The 17,508-nt window shown below is 60.1% G+C and carries 15 protein-coding genes; 12 read left to right on the top strand and 3 right to left on the bottom strand.

The genetic code is table 11. The features are described 5' to 3' along the window. Nucleotides 1-52: 52 nt before the first annotated feature. The gene (locus ACJJU9_RS11000) at nt 53-643 is read left to right on the top strand and encodes a CGNR zinc finger domain-containing protein (RefSeq protein WP_407730714.1); all 591 of its coding nucleotides are present in this window, start codon (nt 53-55) and stop codon (nt 641-643) included. 34 nt (nt 644-677) lie between these two features. Here the strand turns inward: ACJJU9_RS11000 and ACJJU9_RS10995 are convergent, their stop codons facing one another. Further along, the gene (locus ACJJU9_RS10995) at nt 678-1,130 is read right to left on the bottom strand and encodes a carboxymuconolactone decarboxylase family protein (RefSeq protein ID WP_123749521.1); all 453 of its coding nucleotides are present in this window, start codon (nt 1,128-1,130) and stop codon (nt 678-680) included. Nucleotides 1,131-1,252: 122 nt separating this feature from the next. On the opposite strand from ACJJU9_RS10995, the gene ACJJU9_RS10990 reads away from it, so the two are divergent. Beyond that, nucleotides 1,253-2,671: a PLP-dependent aminotransferase family protein gene (locus ACJJU9_RS10990; protein ID WP_407730978.1), complete on the top strand. Its 1,419-nt coding sequence runs from the start codon at nt 1,253-1,255 to the stop codon at nt 2,669-2,671. A 25-nt stretch (nt 2,672-2,696) separates the two neighbouring features. Here the strand turns inward: ACJJU9_RS10990 and ACJJU9_RS10985 are convergent, their stop codons facing one another. Continuing rightward, nucleotides 2,697-3,386, bottom strand: coding sequence for an HAD-IA family hydrolase (locus ACJJU9_RS10985; protein ID WP_407730713.1), 690 nt, complete (start codon nt 3,384-3,386; stop codon nt 2,697-2,699). Between the two features lie 446 nt (nt 3,387-3,832). Here ACJJU9_RS10985 and ACJJU9_RS10980 point away from each other — a divergent pair, with 446 nt between their 5' ends. The 9 genes from ACJJU9_RS10980 to ACJJU9_RS10940 all read left to right on the top strand — a co-directional run bounded on the left by ACJJU9_RS10980 (nt 3,833) and on the right by ACJJU9_RS10940 (nt 15,994). Then, nucleotides 3,833-4,102: a short-chain dehydrogenase gene (locus ACJJU9_RS10980; RefSeq protein WP_153433090.1), complete on the top strand. Its 270-nt coding sequence runs from the start codon at nt 3,833-3,835 to the stop codon at nt 4,100-4,102. Between the two features lie 774 nt (nt 4,103-4,876). Then, complete coding sequence (locus ACJJU9_RS10975; protein ID WP_314918491.1) at nt 4,877-5,416, top strand: sigma-70 family RNA polymerase sigma factor; 540 nt, start codon at nt 4,877-4,879, stop codon at nt 5,414-5,416. Beyond that, nucleotides 5,409-6,368, top strand: a complete 960-nt coding sequence (locus ACJJU9_RS10970; protein ID WP_407730712.1) for a FecR family protein — start codon at nt 5,409-5,411, stop codon at nt 6,366-6,368. Before ACJJU9_RS10975 ends, ACJJU9_RS10970 begins: the two co-directional genes overlap by 8 nt. Nucleotides 6,369-6,470: 102 nt before the next feature. Continuing rightward, the gene (locus ACJJU9_RS10965; protein ID WP_407730711.1) at nt 6,471-9,401 is read left to right on the top strand and encodes a TonB-dependent receptor domain-containing protein; all 2,931 of its coding nucleotides are present in this window, start codon (nt 6,471-6,473) and stop codon (nt 9,399-9,401) included. A gap of 69 nt (nt 9,402-9,470) precedes the next feature. Further along, nucleotides 9,471-10,247 carry a TonB family protein gene (locus tag ACJJU9_RS10960; RefSeq protein ID WP_407730710.1) on the top strand — a complete coding sequence of 259 codons (777 nt, stop codon included), beginning with the start codon at nt 9,471-9,473 and terminating at the stop codon, nt 10,245-10,247. Nucleotides 10,248-10,436: 189 nt separating this feature from the next. Continuing rightward, nucleotides 10,437-10,967, top strand: a complete 531-nt coding sequence (locus ACJJU9_RS10955; protein WP_153333030.1) for an RNA polymerase sigma factor — start codon at nt 10,437-10,439, stop codon at nt 10,965-10,967. Next, the gene (locus ACJJU9_RS10950; RefSeq protein ID WP_407730709.1) at nt 10,960-11,922 is read left to right on the top strand and encodes a FecR family protein; all 963 of its coding nucleotides are present in this window, start codon (nt 10,960-10,962) and stop codon (nt 11,920-11,922) included. Before ACJJU9_RS10955 ends, ACJJU9_RS10950 begins: the two co-directional genes overlap by 8 nt. A 69-nt stretch (nt 11,923-11,991) precedes the next feature. Beyond that, entirely contained in the window at nt 11,992-14,370 is a 2,379-nt protein-coding gene (locus tag ACJJU9_RS10945) for a TonB-dependent siderophore receptor (protein ID WP_407730708.1), read from the top strand. A gap of 7 nt (nt 14,371-14,377) precedes the next feature. Further along, entirely contained in the window at nt 14,378-15,994 is a 1,617-nt protein-coding gene (locus tag ACJJU9_RS10940; protein WP_407730707.1) for an alpha/beta hydrolase, read from the top strand. Nucleotides 15,995-16,052: 58 nt separating this feature from the next. Here the strand turns inward: ACJJU9_RS10940 and hemB are convergent, their stop codons facing one another. After that, nucleotides 16,053-17,027 carry a porphobilinogen synthase gene (hemB, locus tag ACJJU9_RS10935; RefSeq protein WP_048370157.1) on the bottom strand — a complete coding sequence of 325 codons (975 nt, stop codon included), beginning with the start codon at nt 17,025-17,027 and terminating at the stop codon, nt 16,053-16,055. A 183-nt stretch (nt 17,028-17,210) separates the two neighbouring features. Between hemB and ACJJU9_RS10930 the strand changes: the two genes are divergently transcribed. Continuing rightward, nucleotides 17,211-17,507, top strand: a complete 297-nt coding sequence (locus ACJJU9_RS10930) for a helix-turn-helix transcriptional regulator (protein ID WP_048387864.1) — start codon at nt 17,211-17,213, stop codon at nt 17,505-17,507. Nucleotide 17,508 lies beyond the last annotated feature (1 nt).

The following is a 17,508-nucleotide window of genomic DNA, read 5'->3' as shown; positions in this document are numbered from 1 at the left end:
CCCAGATCACTCATTAACGGTTACGATAGCCCAGCTTTTTCGAGGACCGACCATGAGCGCCACCCCCGCCACTCCACCGCTTGAGCCGTATGTGCTGGCTGACCATCCCGTGCTGGACATGCTCAACACCCGAGCCAATGTCGAGGCTGTACCGGTCGACTTTTGGCAAAGCGATGCCGACGTCAAGCGCTGGCTCGTGCGACTTGAATGGTTTGCGCCGGGGGAAATACCCGATTTTGAGGAAGGCGCCCTGCTGACAGCCGCAAGGCATCTGCGAGAAGTGATTCGTGATCTGCTGGAGCAACGTAAGGCGGGGCAGCAAGGGGATCCCGCTGCGCTGAACAACTTTTTGCGCAAGGCGGTGAGTTACCCGCAACTGGCCTGGAATGAAACGGGCGAACTCAGCCTGCAACGCCTGCACAAACAGCAAACGGCGGAACAGTTTTTGGCGCCGATCGCTGAAGCCGCCGCTGACTTGCTGGTGAATGCCGATGCCGAGTTGATTCGCACCTGCGAACACCCGGACTGCGTGCTGTGGTTTTATGACCGCACCAAGGCCCACAAACGCCGTTGGTGCAGTATGGCGCTGTGTGGCAACCGCCATAAAGTGGCTGAATTTCGTAAACGTAAACTGCAACAATAGCGAGTACGCCAAGGGCGTACTCGCCAATTTCATCTCAACCTTTGGCTGCCGTCGGCACCATACGGAACGCCACGCCCAGTCGGTTGTAAGCATTCATCAGGCTGATGGCATAGGTCAGTTCAGCCAGCTCTTTATCGTTGAATTCGGCAGTTACCGCGTCATAGTCAGCCTGAGGCACGCCAGTCTGCTCAACCCGGGTGACGCTTTCGGCCCATGCCAGTGCAGCTTGCTCACGGGCGGTAAACAGTGACTGGGCTTCGTGCCACACCGGCACCAACAACAGCTTGTCGACAGTCATGCCCAGTTTGAGCAAGTCCCGCGAGTGCAAGTCGATGCAGTAAGCGCAGCCATTGATTTGCGACACCCGGAGGAACACCAGATCGATAAGCATTTTGGAGAGATCGCCGTTTTGCAGTGCAACGTGCACACCGCCGAACGCTTTGAAGGCTTCAGGGGATGCTTTGGAGTAGTCGATACGCGTGCTCATGTTCTGCCCTTGCATTGATAAGTGGAGTGGCGCCATAGTGCGGTTTCTTGGCCCTGTCACAAAGGGCCATGATTCAGCTCCATGGCTGGACCATGATTGTGCTCACCCGTGCAGGCCTCACCATGCAAACCTCTGTCCCCAGTTTATCGGCGCTTGACCCCGCCTCCAGCGAGCCGATTTACCGTCAGCTCTATTGGCGCTTTCGCGAAGCCATCAACGCCGGCCTGCTCAAGCCGGGTGATCGCGTGCCCGCAGCCCGCGCACTGGCCAAAGAATTGGGGCTGGCCCGTGGCACCATCGACAACGCCTATTCCCTGCTCACCTCTGAAGGCTACCTGGTGGCCTGTGGTCAGGCCGGCACGCGAGTGGCTGACGGCATTAGCGGCACAAGCTCATCACCGCCCGCCTCCGCCATCGCGCAGGCAGCGCCCCATCAGACAATCCGCCAACAGTCGGCAGTGCTGCCGTTTCAAATGGGCGTGCCGGCGCTGGATGCCTTCCCCAGAAAAATATGGGCGCAAATCGGCGCCCGCTGCGTGCGCGGCACACAGCCCCAAGACATGGCCAACCCTTCGGTCTATGGCTTGCAGGCGCTGCGCGCAGCAATTGCCACGTACTTGCAGGTGGCGCGCGGCATCGCCTGCTCCCCGGCTCAAGTTTTTGTCACCGCAGGTTATCGGGAGACGCTGTCGCTGATCACCCACACCCTGCTCAAACCCGCCGACCGCGTGTTGGTCGAAGACCCTGGTTATCCGCCGACCCGGCGCCTGCTGCAAAGCCTGCATATCACGCCGGTTGCGGTGCCCGTTGATCAAGACGGCCTGCAAGTTTCAACGGCCCTTGAAATCGGCCATAACGCCCGCGCCGCCGTGGTTACCCCTGCGCATCAAAGCCCTTTGTGCGTGTCGCTTTCATTGCCACGGCGGTTGGCGTTGCTGGAGTGGGCGAGCCAGCAAAACGCCTGGATCGTCGAGGACGATTACGACGGCGAATACCGCTACGTCAGCCGCCCGCTCCCCGCCCTCAAGAGCCTGGACCGTGAAGGTCGCGTGCTCTATAGCGGCACCTTCAGCAAGGTGTTGTTTCCGGGCATGCGCCTGGCCTACGTGGTCGTGCCTGCGGCGCTGGTTGAGCGTTTTGAGGAAAGCTGCAAGACCTTCCAGGGCGGCTGCCCGGAATTAAACCAGGCCATCGTCGCGACGTTCATGGCTGAAGGGCATTTCGGGCGCCATATCCAGCGCATGCGCAAGCTCTACAGCGAGCGTCGGGCGATGGCGGTGAACGGGCTTAAAAGCGTGCTTGGCGAGCGGATTCACATTGATGCCAACCCCGGCGGGATGCACCTCATCCTGCGGCTCAACGCGTCCTGCGCAGACAGCCTGATGGTGCAGCGCATGCGCGAAGCCGGGCTATTTGCCGAAGCCTTGAGCGAATGGCACCAAGGCACGGACAAGCCTTCAGGGTTGCTGCTGGGTTTCGCCAATATCGACTCGCTGGCCAGCGCTCAAGCGCTGGGCCAACGTATCCTGGCGTTGATGTAACCGCCGTGTCGATTCAGCTCGCCTATCAGCGCAGCGGCGGCAGACCGTAGGCGCCCAGATCAAACTCTGGCAACTGGCGAATAATCAGGTCTGCGTGGTGGTACTTGCTGTCGGGCATGGCGGCATCGGGTACAGCAATGGCAGTCATGCTGGCGGCCTTGGCAGCCGTTACGCCAAACGGCGAGTCTTCAAATACCAGGCAATCTTGCGGTGCAACGCCGAGGCGGCGGGCAGCGGTCAAGAAGATGTCGGGCGCGGGTTTGGCGGCGCCCACCTCTGGGTCATCGGCCGTCACGATAGTGTCGAACAGCGCAAACCAGTCGCGATGCAACGTGGTTTTGTGGCCAAAGCCGCTGCTGGTTGAACTGGTGCCCACGGCAATCGGGATGTTGTGCGCCTTCAAATGCCGCACCAGCGCTTCAGCCCCCGGCATGGCGAGGGCCTTGGAAAAGTACCCGGCCATCAGCGGCTCGCGCGCCTTGAGGAACTCTTGCCAGGTAATCGGCAGATCCAGCGCTTTGACAATGTACTCAGCCAGATCCTGGGCACCGCGCCCGATGATGTGCTGCTTGATGCTCCAGTCATACGTGCGGCCATAACGTTCGACGACGATCTGCGTGACTTCGGAGTAAATGCCTTCGGTATCCAGCAACAACCCGTCCATATCAAAAATCACGGCCTTGATCGGGCCGACAACAGTACGCGGTGTATTCATCACAACAGATCCTTGGTAGAAGGCGAAAGGATTGCAGCACCTTAACTGGCGGGCTTGCCTGAATGCCAGTGCAGACCCGTATTTCATTCACGGTGCAGTAGAGGCCGCCCCGTCTACAGAGGTCGTGTACGCCCACAAAATTGCGGGATGTTTCGCACAGCTTTGCCAATTGCTGAGGCTGCAGTACGGCGCCTATAGTCAGCGCTCGCCCAAATGGGCGACCGGGTTTGGCGACTTGGCGTAATAATTTTTGCAGTACGGTTGTTGTATTTGGCTAAGCGTGTATTTTGCTCGCTGTGCTTTATGGCAGCTGTGCGTGGGAGATCTTCGGGTCTGCCGGGTTTTGCTTAAATTTACCGGTTCGCCAACCCGCGTACAGCGGCCACCTGTTTTCGTTTGGCGACGAAAACAGATGGCTTAATCCGTGAAATTTAAGAGATTCATCCATGACTAATTCAGCGTACATCCCGCTTACTGCCATCGACTGCACCATCCCCGCCTTGCTCATCGACCGCAACGCCCCGCTCGACGTCTTGCACGCTAACGCCGCCGCCCGCGTACTGGCGGTAACCCAATTGATGGAAACCTTCTCCAGCCGCGACGTCCAGGACGCCGACGCCCTTGACCTCAAACAACTCGCCACCACCGCCATGATCTTGCTGCGCGACGGCTGCGACCTGCTCAACGTTTTGGGCTGGCGCTTACAACCAACCTGACCCGGCCACTGTAGGAGCGAGCTTGCTCGCGATCTTTTGATCTTCTAAGCCTGTAGTCGCTGCCGAAGGCTGCGATTCAGGTGGTGAGTCAACTGCGACGAAGCCGTAATGCTTTCTTGTGTACATATCCATTCGATGCATAACGGCTTTTTACGGGTTTCGCTCTTACAGCGAGGCACTTTTGTCAAACAGCCACAAAAGTACCCAAAAAGGCCTTGCCCCGGCGTACGGCCTTCGCTGCGCTCAGGTTCCCTCGCTCCGGTCCCGCTCCGTGGGCACGCCGCCACGGGCCATCCATGGCCCATCGCGGCTCTCCCGGCATCCATGCCGGGAGACCCACTGCGCGAAACCTCCACTCGGCCTCCCGAAGGGGCGGGTAGATCAAGATCAAAAACCAGATCACAAGATCGCGAGACAAGCTCGCTCCTACAGTGACCGGGTCAGGTTTGCTCAAGACGTTGAAATACTCCACAAACCGGTAGGAGCGAGCTTGTCTCGCGATCTTTTGATCTAAAAGTCCGTCGTCGCAGTACTGGATATGTACTCACATCAAGAGCCCCCCCTCACCCTAGCCCTCTCCCGAAGGAGAGGGAACCGATTGGGAGATGCTGAAGATATTTGGTGGCCTGTTTGCTGCGCGATAGCGGGGATTCGAAGACGGGGCAGCCGTTTGGTGGCAGGCCGGGTACTCCCACACAAACAACGGTATTGATAATTACTCTCAACTAAATTAACGTCGCCGCGCTTTCAGGCTCATCATTTTTGAGTTCTCCCGTGAACGACTCCAACGCCAGGCTGCAACTCTATCTCGAACATCGCATCGCTTTGATCAACTACGCCAAGGTGGTAGTGGGTGATCACGCGCGCGCTGAAGATGTGGTGCAGGATGCCTTTTTGCGCTTTTGCGCCAGTACTGAAGAGGTCGTCGAGCAACCCGTGGCGTATCTGTATCGCATCGTCCGTAATCTGGCCCTGGACGCCGTTCGCCGCCAGGCCGCAGAGAAACGTCAGCAGCAGTCGCCGCCACAATGGATGCGCCCCGGTCACGAGTTGTCGCCCGAGCAACGGGTGGTGCACAGTGATGACGCCAGCCGTATTGCTGCTACGCTGGCCAGCCTGCCCGAGCAAATGCGCATCGCTGTGGAGATGCATCGCCTGGGTGGTTTCACATTGCAGCAAACCGCCGATCATCTCAAAATCTCGCTTTCCAGCGCTCATCGCCTGGTCAAGGATGCCATCGTTCACCTGGCCTCAAGCGTCGCCACCCACGACTCTGGCCACAGCGCGCACAGTAAGGAACGCCCGTATGCATAACGCCCCCCTGCCCCGGACTGTCTCGGCGCAAAGCCTGGAAGACGCCGGCCAGTGGCTGCTGGACCTGCAACAGCAACCCGAGCGTTTCGAAGAGTTCGATCACTGGTTGCACAGCCACGAGGAGCACTTTGAAGCCTGGTCGCAGGTCAATCGTGCGTGGGAAGCCCTCGGCTCGCACTCCCCAAGCACCGGGCAACAATGGCCACAGGCGCCTTCGAACGTCACAACGCTTAAACCGCGCCCACGCCTGCCGCTGCTGGCCGCAGCCTGCATCAGCGCCTTGGCGGTGTGCGCAGCGCTGGTGCTGAGCCCGAACTGGCGGGCGGATTACAGCACCGGGACCGCGCAGACCCGCGAGGTCACCCTGAGTGACGGCAGCCGCCTGACCCTGGCGCCGCAAAGCGCGATTAACGTGAGCTTCGACGATCACCAGCGCCAGGTCACGCTGGTGCAAGGCGAAGTGTTTTTCGACGTGGTGCATGACGCCAGCAAACCGTTTGAAGTGCGCAGCGAAGAAGCCGTGATCAGGGTCTTGGGCACCGCCTTCGACGTGGCACAGCGCCAAGCTGGCCTGAGTGTCGAGGTGCGCGACGGCACTGTCGGCGTCAACAAACAGTATCGGCTAGGCGCAGGCCAGCGTTTGTGGATCGACCGCAACACCGGCAACGCCACGCAATCTCTGGTCATGCCTGATGAAGTCGCGGGCTGGATCAAAGGCGCGCAGTTTTTTGAAAACGCCAGCGTTGCCCAGGTGGTGGAACAACTCGACCGCTACCAGCGCGGCTGGATCGTGATTAATGATCCGGCCCTGGCCAACAAACGCGTGACCGGCCTTTACGACATGCGCGATACCCGGCGCGCACTGCAAGCCCTGGTCGCGCCGATTGGCGGTGAAGTGCGTCAGTACTCGCCTCTGCTGACGGTCATTGGCACTGCCAAAAAAGCTAAATGAAAAATATTTTCGTTATCACTGAAAAAAATCCTGAAGGTGTTCGTCTTTGTAGCTCCTTGTATTGCGAATGACTCGTAATACCAAAACGAAAGGCGATGAAGCATGGGTAACCGATCACACGTTGCGCACTCCAAAGTACCGGTGGCGCTGGCCGTACTGTGTGTGGCAATCAACAGCGCGATTTTCCAGCCGCCGTCGGCGGTGGCGGCAGAACCCAGCGCGCAGCCGAGTGATCAGGCTACCCGTTTCTTCGATATCCCGGCCCAGCCGCTGACCAACGCCCTCAGCGCTTTTGCGCGTCAGGCCAATCTGCAACTGGGTCTGGCGGCCGGGCTGGTAGATGGTCTGCAAGCCCCTGCCGTGCGCGGCAATTTCAGCAACGAACAGGCCTTGCGCCAGTTGCTCGGCGATGCGCCGGTCAACTGGAAAATCGACGGCCAACGCAGCCTGATCCTCAGCCCGCGCAGCGAGGCCAGCACCGGCCTGGACGGTGATCTGGACGAATCTGAACTGCTCGGCGCCGTGACCATCAAAGGTGGCCAAAGCAGCCGCTTGACCGGCCCGGCCGCACAGGTTTACACCCAGGCAGGCTCCAGCGTGTACATCTCCGGCGAGACCATCAACCGCTTTCGCGGCTCCTCCCCGGCCGACATTCTCAAGGGTGTGCCTGGCGTGCAAACCGGTGACACCCGCAACGGCGGCGCGCTGGACGTGAACATCCGTGGCATTCAGGGCCAGAGCCGCGTACCGGTGACCATCGACGGCAGCCAGCAAGCGATTGACGCCTATCGCGGTTACGGCGGCATGCAGCAACGCAGCTACATCGACCCCGACCTGATCAGCGATATCACCGTCGACAAAGGCCCTAGCCTGGGCGCGGACGCAGCGGGCGCCATCGGTGGGATGGTGAAGATGAAAACCCTGCAACCTAAAGACATTCTCAAGGACGGCGAAACCACCGGTTTCCGTCTCAAGGGCGATATCTCCAGCAACAGCGTCGACCGCCCCCACGAGTACAACGCCACCCCGCGCAAAGGCAGCAACAGCATTTTCGACCCGCAGGCGCATTCGGGCAGCGCGGCGTTTGCCAGCACCAGTGACACCATCGATTTTGTCGCGGCCTACACCCAGCGCGAAAGCGGCAACTACTACGCCGGTAAAAAGGGCTTCAAGGATTACCAGGTGTTCAAGCAAGTGCGGCGCTGGGACCCGGCGACCAAGCAGTACGTCTACAGAACCGAAGAGGCCAACGGCCCGGCCAAAGTGTTCAAGGCTGGCAACGAAGTGCTCAACACCTCCACCGACTCCAAAGCGGTATTACTCAAGACCATCATCAAGCCTTCACCGGATCAGGCCCTTGAGCTGGCCTATCGCTGGACCGATGGCGAATACGGCGAAGTGATGCCCTCGCGCATCATCCGCAACACCACCGGCACCGTGCCGCAGTGGCAGCCCGGCACCATGCGGATCAACGCCTACACCGCACGCTACACCTTCAAGCCTGAAGACAACCCGCTGATCGACTTGAGCGCCAACGCCTGGGTGACCAAGGCCCAGAGCAAGGCTTATAACGGCTTGAGCACCGTGACACCCTTGTTTGGCGGGGCTGATGAGCCGGATCAATTGAGCCCGGACGGTTATCAGGACGCTTTGCTCAACCGCAGTAAAGACCTGCGCTGGGGCACCGACGTGAGCAACACCTCGCGTTTCGACACACAGGTCGGCAAATTCGCCTGGAACTATGGCGCCTCTTACCAGAACGAAAAACTGCGCCCGGACGACAACTCGCCGGTGCTGCAATCTGACCTCGAACAAAACCGCTTTATCCGCAGCGGCGACCGCCAGGAAGGCAGCCTGGTCAGCTCGCTGCAATGGGCACCGATCAAGCCGTTGACCTTTACCGTGGGCGGACGCTATAGCGAGTTCCACAGCAAAGACCACAACCAGTTGGCCAGCCCCGCAACCTTTGCCAACCGCCCGGTTCGCTGGACATGGTTGTACAAAGGCAATGACCGCTTCGGTTATGTGTACTGGCGCCCGGACCAGCAAGGCAACTTCACCAAGGACTCGCTCAACGCCACGCCTTACGAAAAAGGCACGGTGGGTGACACCGGCTACGATAACTTTGAAGCCAATGACACCGAGATGAAGAAGTTCGCCACCAGCTACAGCTATGCCAAGCCGATCGAACGTCGCGACCATGCCTTTACGCCTTCATTCGGCGTGAAGTACGACATCAACGACAGCAGCTTCGTGTACCTCAACTACAGCGAAGGCGTGCGCATGCCAAGCCTGTTCGAGTCCACCCTGGGCTTGTTCACTGCGGCCGTGCCCGGTGCCAACCTGAAACCTGAGCGCAGCAAGAACTGGGAAGTGGGCGCCAGCACGCTGAAGAACGACGTGTTTCTGGACGGCGACAGCGCCGCAGCCAAACTGGCTTACTTCGACAACAAGATCGAAAACTACATCACCCGCGACTATCAGGACATCTACGCCGGCAACCTGCAGAACGTTGACAGCTTCAGGGTCAAGGGCGTCGAGTTGCAGACCAGCTACGACATGGGCCGCGTGTTCACTGACGTGTCCGCTACCTACTACCTGAACGCCAAAACCTGTGCGCCGGACCTGGCGCAAAAACTGCGCGACGACGGCACGCCGACGCCTAACTGCGTGGACGGCGGTTTCCCGGGGTCGTACACCAACACCCAGAACCCGCCCAAGTACTCGGTCAACACCACCGTCGGAACCCGCTGGTTTGACAACCATCTGGTCCTCGGTGGGCGCATGGTCTACAACAGCGCACCGACCGCCAAGCTGAACAAACCGTGGAACGATGGCATTACCACCAACCAGATCTACTACCGCCAATCGGCGATTTTCGACCTGTTTGCCAGCTACGAAATCTACAAGGGCACGCAGATCGACTTCGGTGTGCAAAACCTGACCAACGTGTATTACCTCGACCCGCTGGCACAAAGCTTTATGCCTGCACCGGGGCGCACGCTGCGCACAGGCCTGACGGTCAAGTTCTGACCTGACTGTGGTTAAAACACGGGATGCCCACGGGCGTCCCGTTTTACGTTGATTACTATTGATGAGCTCATGACCTACCTGAACCAATCCCGCAAGACGCTCTGGAGCGTGGCCACGCTGATGACCCTGAGCGTGTACACGGGCATCACCGTCTGGCTGTTGCACACTTCACCGATCCCCTCGGCCGAGGCAGCACCGGCGGCGATGATGATCGAACTGGCCGCCGTACCCGTGGCACAAGTGGTCGAACAAGACCTGCAAGTGGCGCCTGACAAGCGGGTGCAAAAACAGATCAGCACGCCATCGGCCAAACCGCCCAAAGAGGTGGTAAAAAAAGTCACGCCCACCCCGCAACCGTCACCGGCCAAACAGGCCAAATCGCCCTTCAAGGACACCGCCCACGGGACGTATCAAAGCGCATCGCAACAGGGCTCGGAGATTCAGGCGCCGCCAAAGAAACAGGAAGAACAGCCGGCGTCGTCGACCACCACTGCCCCGCCTAAACTCGACGCGCAAAAGGCGGCAACTACTGCGGCAGCAGAGTCATCGCGCGGCGCTGCTGATCCGGCGTTGAAAGTGCAATGGGAAGCGCAGTTGCTGGCGCACCTGGAGCGCTTCAAGCGTTATCCGCAAAACGCCCGCGATCGGGGTGACCGGGGCGTGGCCTACTTGCGGTTTGAGATCGACAACAATGGCAAGGTTCTAAGCGCCACGGTGGTGCGTTCAGCAGGCTTCAGCGAGCTGGACAACGCCACCCTCGACATGATCAACCGCGCCTCACCGGTACCGCGACCGCCAGAAGGCAGCAAGCTGCGGTTTACAGTGCCGGTGGTGTTCTCGAAATAGAGCTTTTGTGGGAGCCGGGCTTGCCCGCGATGGGTTCGACACGGCGTCAACAGGCGCACCGGGTTGTACGTATCGCGAGCAAGCCCGCTCCCACCGGGCTTGGGGGCACGATTACACGCTGGCACAAAGAGTTACACATATGTGAGAATGATACGAATTCCTATTAGCATCTCTCTCCAGCGGCTTTGCATGTCATTCCTTACCCCGTCTTGCACATCCTCTTTGAACGCAGTGGTCGACGATCTGTTGGCCAGCTACACCGAGCTGCGCCGCTATTTGTGCGGGCGTTTGCGCAACCCTGACGATGCGGCGGATATTGCCCAGTCCAGTTTCGCCCAGGCCTATGCCCATGCGTTGAACAGCCCGGTGGCCAATCCTCGGGCGCTGTTGTTCAAGGCGGCGCGCAATCTGTGCATCGATCAATATCGCCGCCACAGCAGTGAGGTGGCAGCGCTGGATGACTGGATGAGCCGGCTCGATGTGCTGAGCCCCACCGTTGAAGAAATCGTCATTGCCCGCGAGCAGTTGCAGCATTTGATCGAGCGCATCGAGCGCATGCCGCGCCTGCGCCGTGAGGTGTTTGTGCGGGTACGGCTGGAGGGCTATAGCCATCGCCAGGTGTGCGAGGAGCTTGGGCTGTCGGCCAAGTCAGTTGAGTTGCACATCGCCCGGGCCGTGTTTGATCTGTCTGAGCTGAGCCTGGCTTGCCGTCATGTCTGAGCCACTCTCTGCGCGCAAGGTGCAACAGGCACTGACGTATCTGGCCAAGCTCAATAGCGATGACCCTTTGCGGGTGGAGCAGGCCCACAAGCAACTGGCGCGCTGGCGCAGCCAAAGCAGTGAACACGAACATGCCTGGCTTGAGGCCGAACGGCGCTGGCAAATGATCCATCGGTTGACGCCACAGTTGCGCGGCACGGTGCAGTCGCAGCCGGTCAACCTGAGCCGTCGCCGCCTGCTGCGCCAGGGCACCGGGCTGCTGGCGGTAATCGGCGCATCGGGCTGGTTGAGCTGGCTGTGGCGCGAAACCAGACCTTTCACCCAGTCGCTGCTGACTGAACACGCCGAGCCGTCGCGTCCAGTCACCTTGCCCGATGGCAGCGAGCTGCTGCTGGCCGCTGAATCTAACGTGCGCGTTGAGTTCAGTCACGCTCAACGCCAAGTGATGCTGCTGCACGGCAACGTGTATTTCGACGTGGCCCACGAAACCTTGCGCAGTTTCGTCATCAATACCCGACTGGGCCAAATCAAGGTGCTGGGCACGGCGTTCAGTGTCAGCGACCGTGGCGGCTGTATTCAGGTGGCGGTGGCCCGTGGCCGGGTGCATGTGCAAGGGCTCAAGGGGGAAGCAAAAATCCTCACCGCCGGGCAGCACGTCAGCCTCAATGCCCAAGGCGAGGTGATCGCGCTCAATCCGCACCGCCAGGCCGGGCCGGATATTGAAAACTGGCGCAAGGGCTGGTGGTCATACACCGATGCGCCGCTGTCCGAAGTGCTCGCTGAGTACAACGCTTACGCAACCCGTCCTGTGCGGGTCAGCGCCGACGCCGCACATTTGCGCCTGACCGGCAGTTTCCCCAGCGATAAACCGCAGATGCTGCTGCAAACGCTGCCGCGAATCCTGCCGGTGCAACTGGTCAACAAGGCCGGTGAGCTTTATGTGCAATTGCGTTGAATTATTTTTGAGGGGTAAACGCGCCGAGGTCCGTCTTCACCCATAACTACACTCGAGTCAGGACTGACCATGTCGCATTACGCCTCCCCTTACCGCGCCCCACTGAGCCGCCTGGCACTGGCGTGCTCTCTGCTGTTCGGCGCCGGGACCGCTCTGGCGGGCAGCAACACGCCGCTCAACTTGAACCTGCCCGCACAGCCGCTGGAGGCTGCGGTTCATACCCTGGCCCGTGAAGCGGGCGTCGCCATTGCCGCCGACAGCCAATTGCTCGCCGGGCGCAGTGCGCAACCACTGAATGGTCAGTACACCCTGCATCAAGCCTTGCAGCACTTGTTGGCCAATACCGGGCTGGTCGCCAGCGAAGAAAACGGTGTGATCGTACTGCGCCAGGCGCAGATTGACGGCGCCCTGAACCTGGGTGAAACCCGGGTCAACGGTGCCGGCCTGGGCGCCAGTGATTTGCCTGAAGCCTACAGCGGCGGCCAGGTGGCCACCGGTGCTCGCTTGGGGCTGCTGGGCGATACCCAGATCATGGACACGCCGTTCAACATCACCTCCTACACCGCGCAAACCATCGAAAACCAGCAAAGCGGCACCGTGGGAGCAGTCCTGCGCAACGACCCGTCGATCCGCTTCAGCACCGGCGAAGGTCACGCGTATGAGAACTTCATGATCCGCGGTTTTTCCCTCGACTCGGCAGAACTGGCACTCAATGGCTTGTACGGCATGGCCCCGGACGGCCACGTGCCGACCGAATTTCTGGACCGCGTCGAAGTACTCAAAGGTCCGGGCGCCCTGCTGTCCGGCATGGCACCCAGCGGTGGCGTGGGCGGCGTGATTAACCTGGTGCCCAAACGCGCCGGGGAAAAACCGCTGACCCGCCTGACCACCAGTTATGTGTCTGACGGCTATTTTGCCGAGCACCTGGATTTCAGCCGTCGCCTGGGCGACGAACAGCGCTTTGGCATTCGCTTTAACGGCGTGTACGGCGACGGCGACACCGGCGTCGACAAACAGTCCAAGGAGCGCACGCTCACCTCGCTGGCCATGGATTATCGTGGCGACGGCTGGAAGCTTGCACTGGACGCTTATGAGTCCCACGAGCGCGCCATCAACGGCAGCCCGATGATGGTCGGCTTCAGCGACATTGGTCATGTGCTGAAAGCGCCGAAAGCTGACACCAACATCCTCAAAGGCATCAGCGCCAAGCAGATCAGCAAGGCCGTGATTGTGCGCGGCGAATATGAACTCAACGACGACTGGACAACCTTCGCCAGCGCCGGTAGCTCGAAAAGCCGCTACCAGGGCTTTCTTAACGGCACCCGCCTGCGGGTCAATAATGACAAGGGCGACGCCACTGGCGAAACCTACAACCAGGCCGGTTATACCGCCAGTACCGCTTACGAGGCTGGTATTCGCGGGCATGTGACCACAGGCCCCATCGACCACAAGCTGGTCTTCACCGCCAGCCTGTTGCACCAGAACATTGGCCGGGCGCCCACCGTGACCGGCGCACGCTACCCGAGCAACATCTACCACCCCGGCAAGCCGATTATTGCCGGGCGCACGGGCTCCAACTCGAAAACCGGTGACAACACCCTCTCCAGTTTTGCCGTTGCCGACACCCTGGCCTTCGCTGATGACAAAGTGCTGCTAACGTTGGGAGCTCGTTCACAACGGGTGCGCCAGCAGATGAGCAAGCCAAAAACCTACGACGAGCAAGCCATCACCCCGGCGGTGGGCCTGGTGATCAAACCCTGGGATGTGCCCGTGTCGTTGTACGCCAACTACATCGAAGGCCTGACCCAAGGCAACACCGTCGGTGACGTGACGGCGGCCAACTACGGCGATCAGTTCGAACCGTATAAAGCCAAGCAAGTGGAAGCCGGTGTGAAATGGGACCTGGGCACATTTACCCATACGTTGAGTGCGTTCCAGATCGAGAAACCCAGCCTGATCCTCAACAAGGCCAGCAACCTCTACAGCGACGACGGCAAGCAACGTAACCGTGGTGTGGAATGGAACATGTTCGGTTCGATCATTCCATCGGTGCGACTGCTGGGCGGCGTCACTTACACCCACGCCGAGCTGACCCGCACGGCTAACGGCGCGCTGGACGGCAACACCGCACGTGGCGTGCCGAAGTGGTCGGCCAACCTGGGTGCCGAGTGGGACACGCCGTGGGTCGAAGGCCTGACCCTGAACACGCTGGTCATTCACAGCAGCTCGCAATACCTGAATGACGCCAACACCCTGAAAATCCCGCAATGGACCCGTTATGACCTGGGTGCGCGTTACAGCACGCGCATCCTGAGCAAAGACGTGGTGTTGCGCGCCAGCCTGGAGAACGTTGAAAACCGTTCCTACTGGGCAGGCGTTTTTAACGATGGCTTCGCTACGGTCAGTGAACCGCGCACGCTGAAGCTCTCTACCAGCATCGACTTCTGAGGTGAGCATGAGTCCATTCAATCGCTGGAGCCTTGGTTGCCTGTTTAGTGCCATGGCCTGCGCGTCAGCCCTGGCGGTCGAACCGCTCAGCCAGGGCCAAAGCGTGCGCGCAAGTGTTGCCAAAACCCTGCAGCCCAGTTGGAGCCTGGATCTCAAGGCCGGTGATCTGGTCCAGGGCAAGGTGGCAGGCGATGTCAGCCTGCGCCTACTTGACGCGCGGGGTAATCCGCTGCGCCTGCTGGTGGATGGCGCGGACCTGTCGCGGGACTTTATGTTCGTCGCCCGCGAAGATGGCCAGTACCTGCTGCGCGCTGAACAATTGGCGACGCGCCCACAGGCCGAGTTCACCCTCACCTTGAGCCAGGTGCTGGCGCTGAGCGAACAACAGCGCGCCCCGGCCGCCCTGCTCAGCCCGACCTTGCGCCATTTGGCAGAGCAACTGAAACAGGGCGCCACCACCCAAGCGTTCTGGAAAGACCGCGAGCAACAAGGCACGCCACTGGTTGAAGCGCTGGCTGACAGCCCCAACGAGCGTCTGGTCACGTTTTTGTGGCGCGGGGCCCGGCAAAATGTGCGGCTGTTCGGCTCGCCTTCCGGCGGCCACGATGCCTTAGAGCGCCTGGGCGACAGCGACGTCTGGTACGCCACGTACCGGGTGCCGTCCAGCGCCCGATTGAGTTATCAATTGGCCCCTGACGTGCCAGAGGCCGGCGATCGGCGGACCCTCTTGGCCACGGCTCAGCGCGACCCGCTTAACCCGCACAGCTTCGGCAACCAGAAATATGAGCCGAGCCTGACCCGCTCGGTCATGGAACTGCCTGATGCCCCGCCCCAGCCCTGGCTGAACAAACGCGCGCACGTGGCGCCCGGCAGCGTTGAGCGCGAATCCCTGAAAAGCGAGATTTTGGGCAACACCCGCGATGTTTACGTCTATCGCCCGGCGGGCTGGAAAAATATCGACCAGCAGCCGGGCTTGCTGGTGCTGTTCGATGCTCACGCGTACACGCGCCAAGTGCCCACGCCGACAATTCTCGACAACTTGATTGCCGACGGCCTGATCCCGCCAACCGCAGCGTTGATCATTGCCAACCCGAGCGATGAAACCCGCCCTTTGGAGCTGCCGCCCAACGCGGATTTCGCCCGGTTTATGGCGCAAGAGCTGATGCCGTGGGCCAAGCAACAAGGTTTGGCCACTGACGCCAGACACACAGTGGTCGCGGGTTCCAGCTATGGCGGGCTGGCCTCGGCATGGCTTGGGCTGCAACACCTGGAACTGTTTGGCAATGTGCTGAGTTTGTCCGGCTCGTACTGGTGGAGCCCGCCGAACACTGAAGACCAATGGCTCGCCCGCCAATACGCGGCCAGCCCGCGGCTACCGTTGCGCTTTTATTTGCAGGCGGGTTTGTTTGAGGACAAATCAGGTTCGCCGGGTGCCGGGATACTCGACAGCAACCGCCAACTGCGCAATGTCTTGCAGGCCAAGGGCTACCCGGTTGAACACGTTGAATACGCCAGCGGGCACGATTACCTGCAATGGCGGGGTTCACTGGCGTGCGGCTTGATCAGCTTGATAGGCAAGAGCCCCGAGACACCCGAGGCGTGTGTTCCGGTTGCGTTGAGGTAATAACGGCCTGCGATCTTTTGATGTTCAAAAGATCGCAGGCCGTCTTCTCTCAGCTCAATCAAATACCTTGCAGGGCAAGGTCCATCGCAAAGTAGGTGAGGATCATGTCGGCGCCGGCACGTTTGATCGAGCCGAGGGTTTCACGTACCACGCGGGCTTCATCAATGGCACCGGCCTGGGCGCCGAACTTGATCATCGCGTACTCACCGCTGACCTGATAAGCCGCCAACGGCAGACGCGAGGCTTCGCGAACATCACGAATGATGTCCAGGTACGCGCCAGCAGGTTTCACCATCAGCACATCAGCGCCTTCCTGTTCGTCGAGCAACGACTCGCGGATGGCCTCGCGGCGGTTCATCGGGTTCATCTGGTAAGACTTGCGATCACCTTTCAAGGCACTGCCGCCCGCTTCACGGAACGGGCCGTAGAGTGCCGACGCAAACTTGGTGGAGTAGGCCATGATCGAGGTGTCGATAAAGCCGGCAGCGTCCAGCGCTGAGCGGATCGCTTGCACCTGACCGTCCATGGCGGCCGAAGGCGAAATGAAGTCGGCGCCAGCAGCAGCGGCAGCAACGGCTTGCTTGCCCAGGTTGATCAGGGTCGCATCGTTGTCCACGCCGTGGTCGTGCATCACACCGCAGTGGCCGTGAGAGGTGTACTCGCAAAAACAGGTATCGCTCATCACGATCATTTCCGGGGCGGCGTCCTTGCAGATCCGCGCCATACGCGAAACCAGGCCATCCTCACGCCAGGAATCGCTGCCCGTCGCGTCCAGGTGGTGCGACACACCGAACGCCATCACCGACTTGATACCCGCGCGAGCATACCGCTCAATCTCGCCTGCCAGTTTCGACTCAGGAATACGCATCACGCCCGGCATGCTGGTGATGGGCACAAAGTCGTCGATTTCTTCTTCGACGAAAATCGGCAGCACCAGGTCGTTCAAGCTGAATTCGGTTTCCTGGAACATGTCGCGCAAGGTTTGGTTACGGCGCAGACGACGGGGACGAACAGAGGGGAACTGGTTAGGCATCATGGTTCCTGAAGGGCAGGTTCATAAAACGAACGGCAAAACAGTAGAGCCTTGACCCAGGCTCGATGGCGAAACAAATACAGGAATGAACCTGCAATTGCAAAACTTGCGGCCTGCCTGCGTCCCGTTGTCGCGGGCCAAGACCGGTTGATCATTTCGTTAAAAAGCGTAATATCGCGGCCCATGATTCTCGAACAGCTTAAAGCCTTGGGCAATGACACCCGCATGCAAATGATGCAGTGGCTCAAAGCCCCTCTCACGCATTTCCCGCCCCAGGACCATGGTGATCCTGCGATTGGTGTGTGCGTGACGCATTTGCAGCACAAGGCCAGGTTGTCCCCTTCTACAGCGTCTGCCCATTTGGCGATTTTGCAACGTGCAGGCTTTGTGCTGACCACGCGCATCGGCAAGTGGACCTACTATCGACGCAATGAACAGGCGATTGCTGACTTTGCAGCTAGGCTGAAAATCGAGTTGTAAT

It is taken from the genome of Pseudomonas helleri (assembly GCF_045830615.1).
Taxonomy (GTDB): domain Bacteria; phylum Pseudomonadota; class Gammaproteobacteria; order Pseudomonadales; family Pseudomonadaceae; genus Aquipseudomonas; species Aquipseudomonas helleri.
This window is presented reverse-complemented; position numbering and strand designations above follow the sequence as displayed.

Bases quoted from the DNA above. Each gene is read 5' to 3' on its own strand.
- ACJJU9_RS11000 (WP_407730714.1), top strand. From the start codon at position 53: ATGAGCGCCACCCCCGCCACTCCACCGCTTGAGCCGTATGTGCTGGCT.
- ACJJU9_RS10995 (WP_123749521.1), bottom strand. From the start codon at position 1,130: ATGAGCACGCGTATCGACTACTCCAAAGCATCCCCTGAAGCCTTCAAA.
- ACJJU9_RS10990 (WP_407730978.1), top strand. From the start codon at position 1,253: ATGCAAACCTCTGTCCCCAGTTTATCGGCGCTTGACCCCGCCTCCAGC.
- ACJJU9_RS10985 (WP_407730713.1), bottom strand. From the start codon at position 3,386: ATGAATACACCGCGTACTGTTGTCGGCCCGATCAAGGCCGTGATTTTT.
- ACJJU9_RS10980 (WP_153433090.1), top strand. From the start codon at position 3,833: ATGACTAATTCAGCGTACATCCCGCTTACTGCCATCGACTGCACCATC.
- ACJJU9_RS10970 (WP_407730712.1), top strand. From the start codon at position 5,409: ATGCATAACGCCCCCCTGCCCCGGACTGTCTCGGCGCAAAGCCTGGAA.
- ACJJU9_RS10965 (WP_407730711.1), top strand. From the start codon at position 6,471: ATGGGTAACCGATCACACGTTGCGCACTCCAAAGTACCGGTGGCGCTG.
- ACJJU9_RS10960 (WP_407730710.1), top strand. From the start codon at position 9,471: ATGACCTACCTGAACCAATCCCGCAAGACGCTCTGGAGCGTGGCCACG.
- ACJJU9_RS10955 (WP_153333030.1), top strand. From the start codon at position 10,437: ATGTCATTCCTTACCCCGTCTTGCACATCCTCTTTGAACGCAGTGGTC.
- ACJJU9_RS10950 (WP_407730709.1), top strand. From the start codon at position 10,960: ATGTCTGAGCCACTCTCTGCGCGCAAGGTGCAACAGGCACTGACGTAT.
- ACJJU9_RS10945 (WP_407730708.1), top strand. From the start codon at position 11,992: ATGTCGCATTACGCCTCCCCTTACCGCGCCCCACTGAGCCGCCTGGCA.
- ACJJU9_RS10940 (WP_407730707.1), top strand. From the start codon at position 14,378: ATGAGTCCATTCAATCGCTGGAGCCTTGGTTGCCTGTTTAGTGCCATG.
- hemB (WP_048370157.1), bottom strand. From the start codon at position 17,027: ATGCCTAACCAGTTCCCCTCTGTTCGTCCCCGTCGTCTGCGCCGTAAC.
- ACJJU9_RS10930 (WP_048387864.1), top strand. From the start codon at position 17,211: ATGATTCTCGAACAGCTTAAAGCCTTGGGCAATGACACCCGCATGCAA.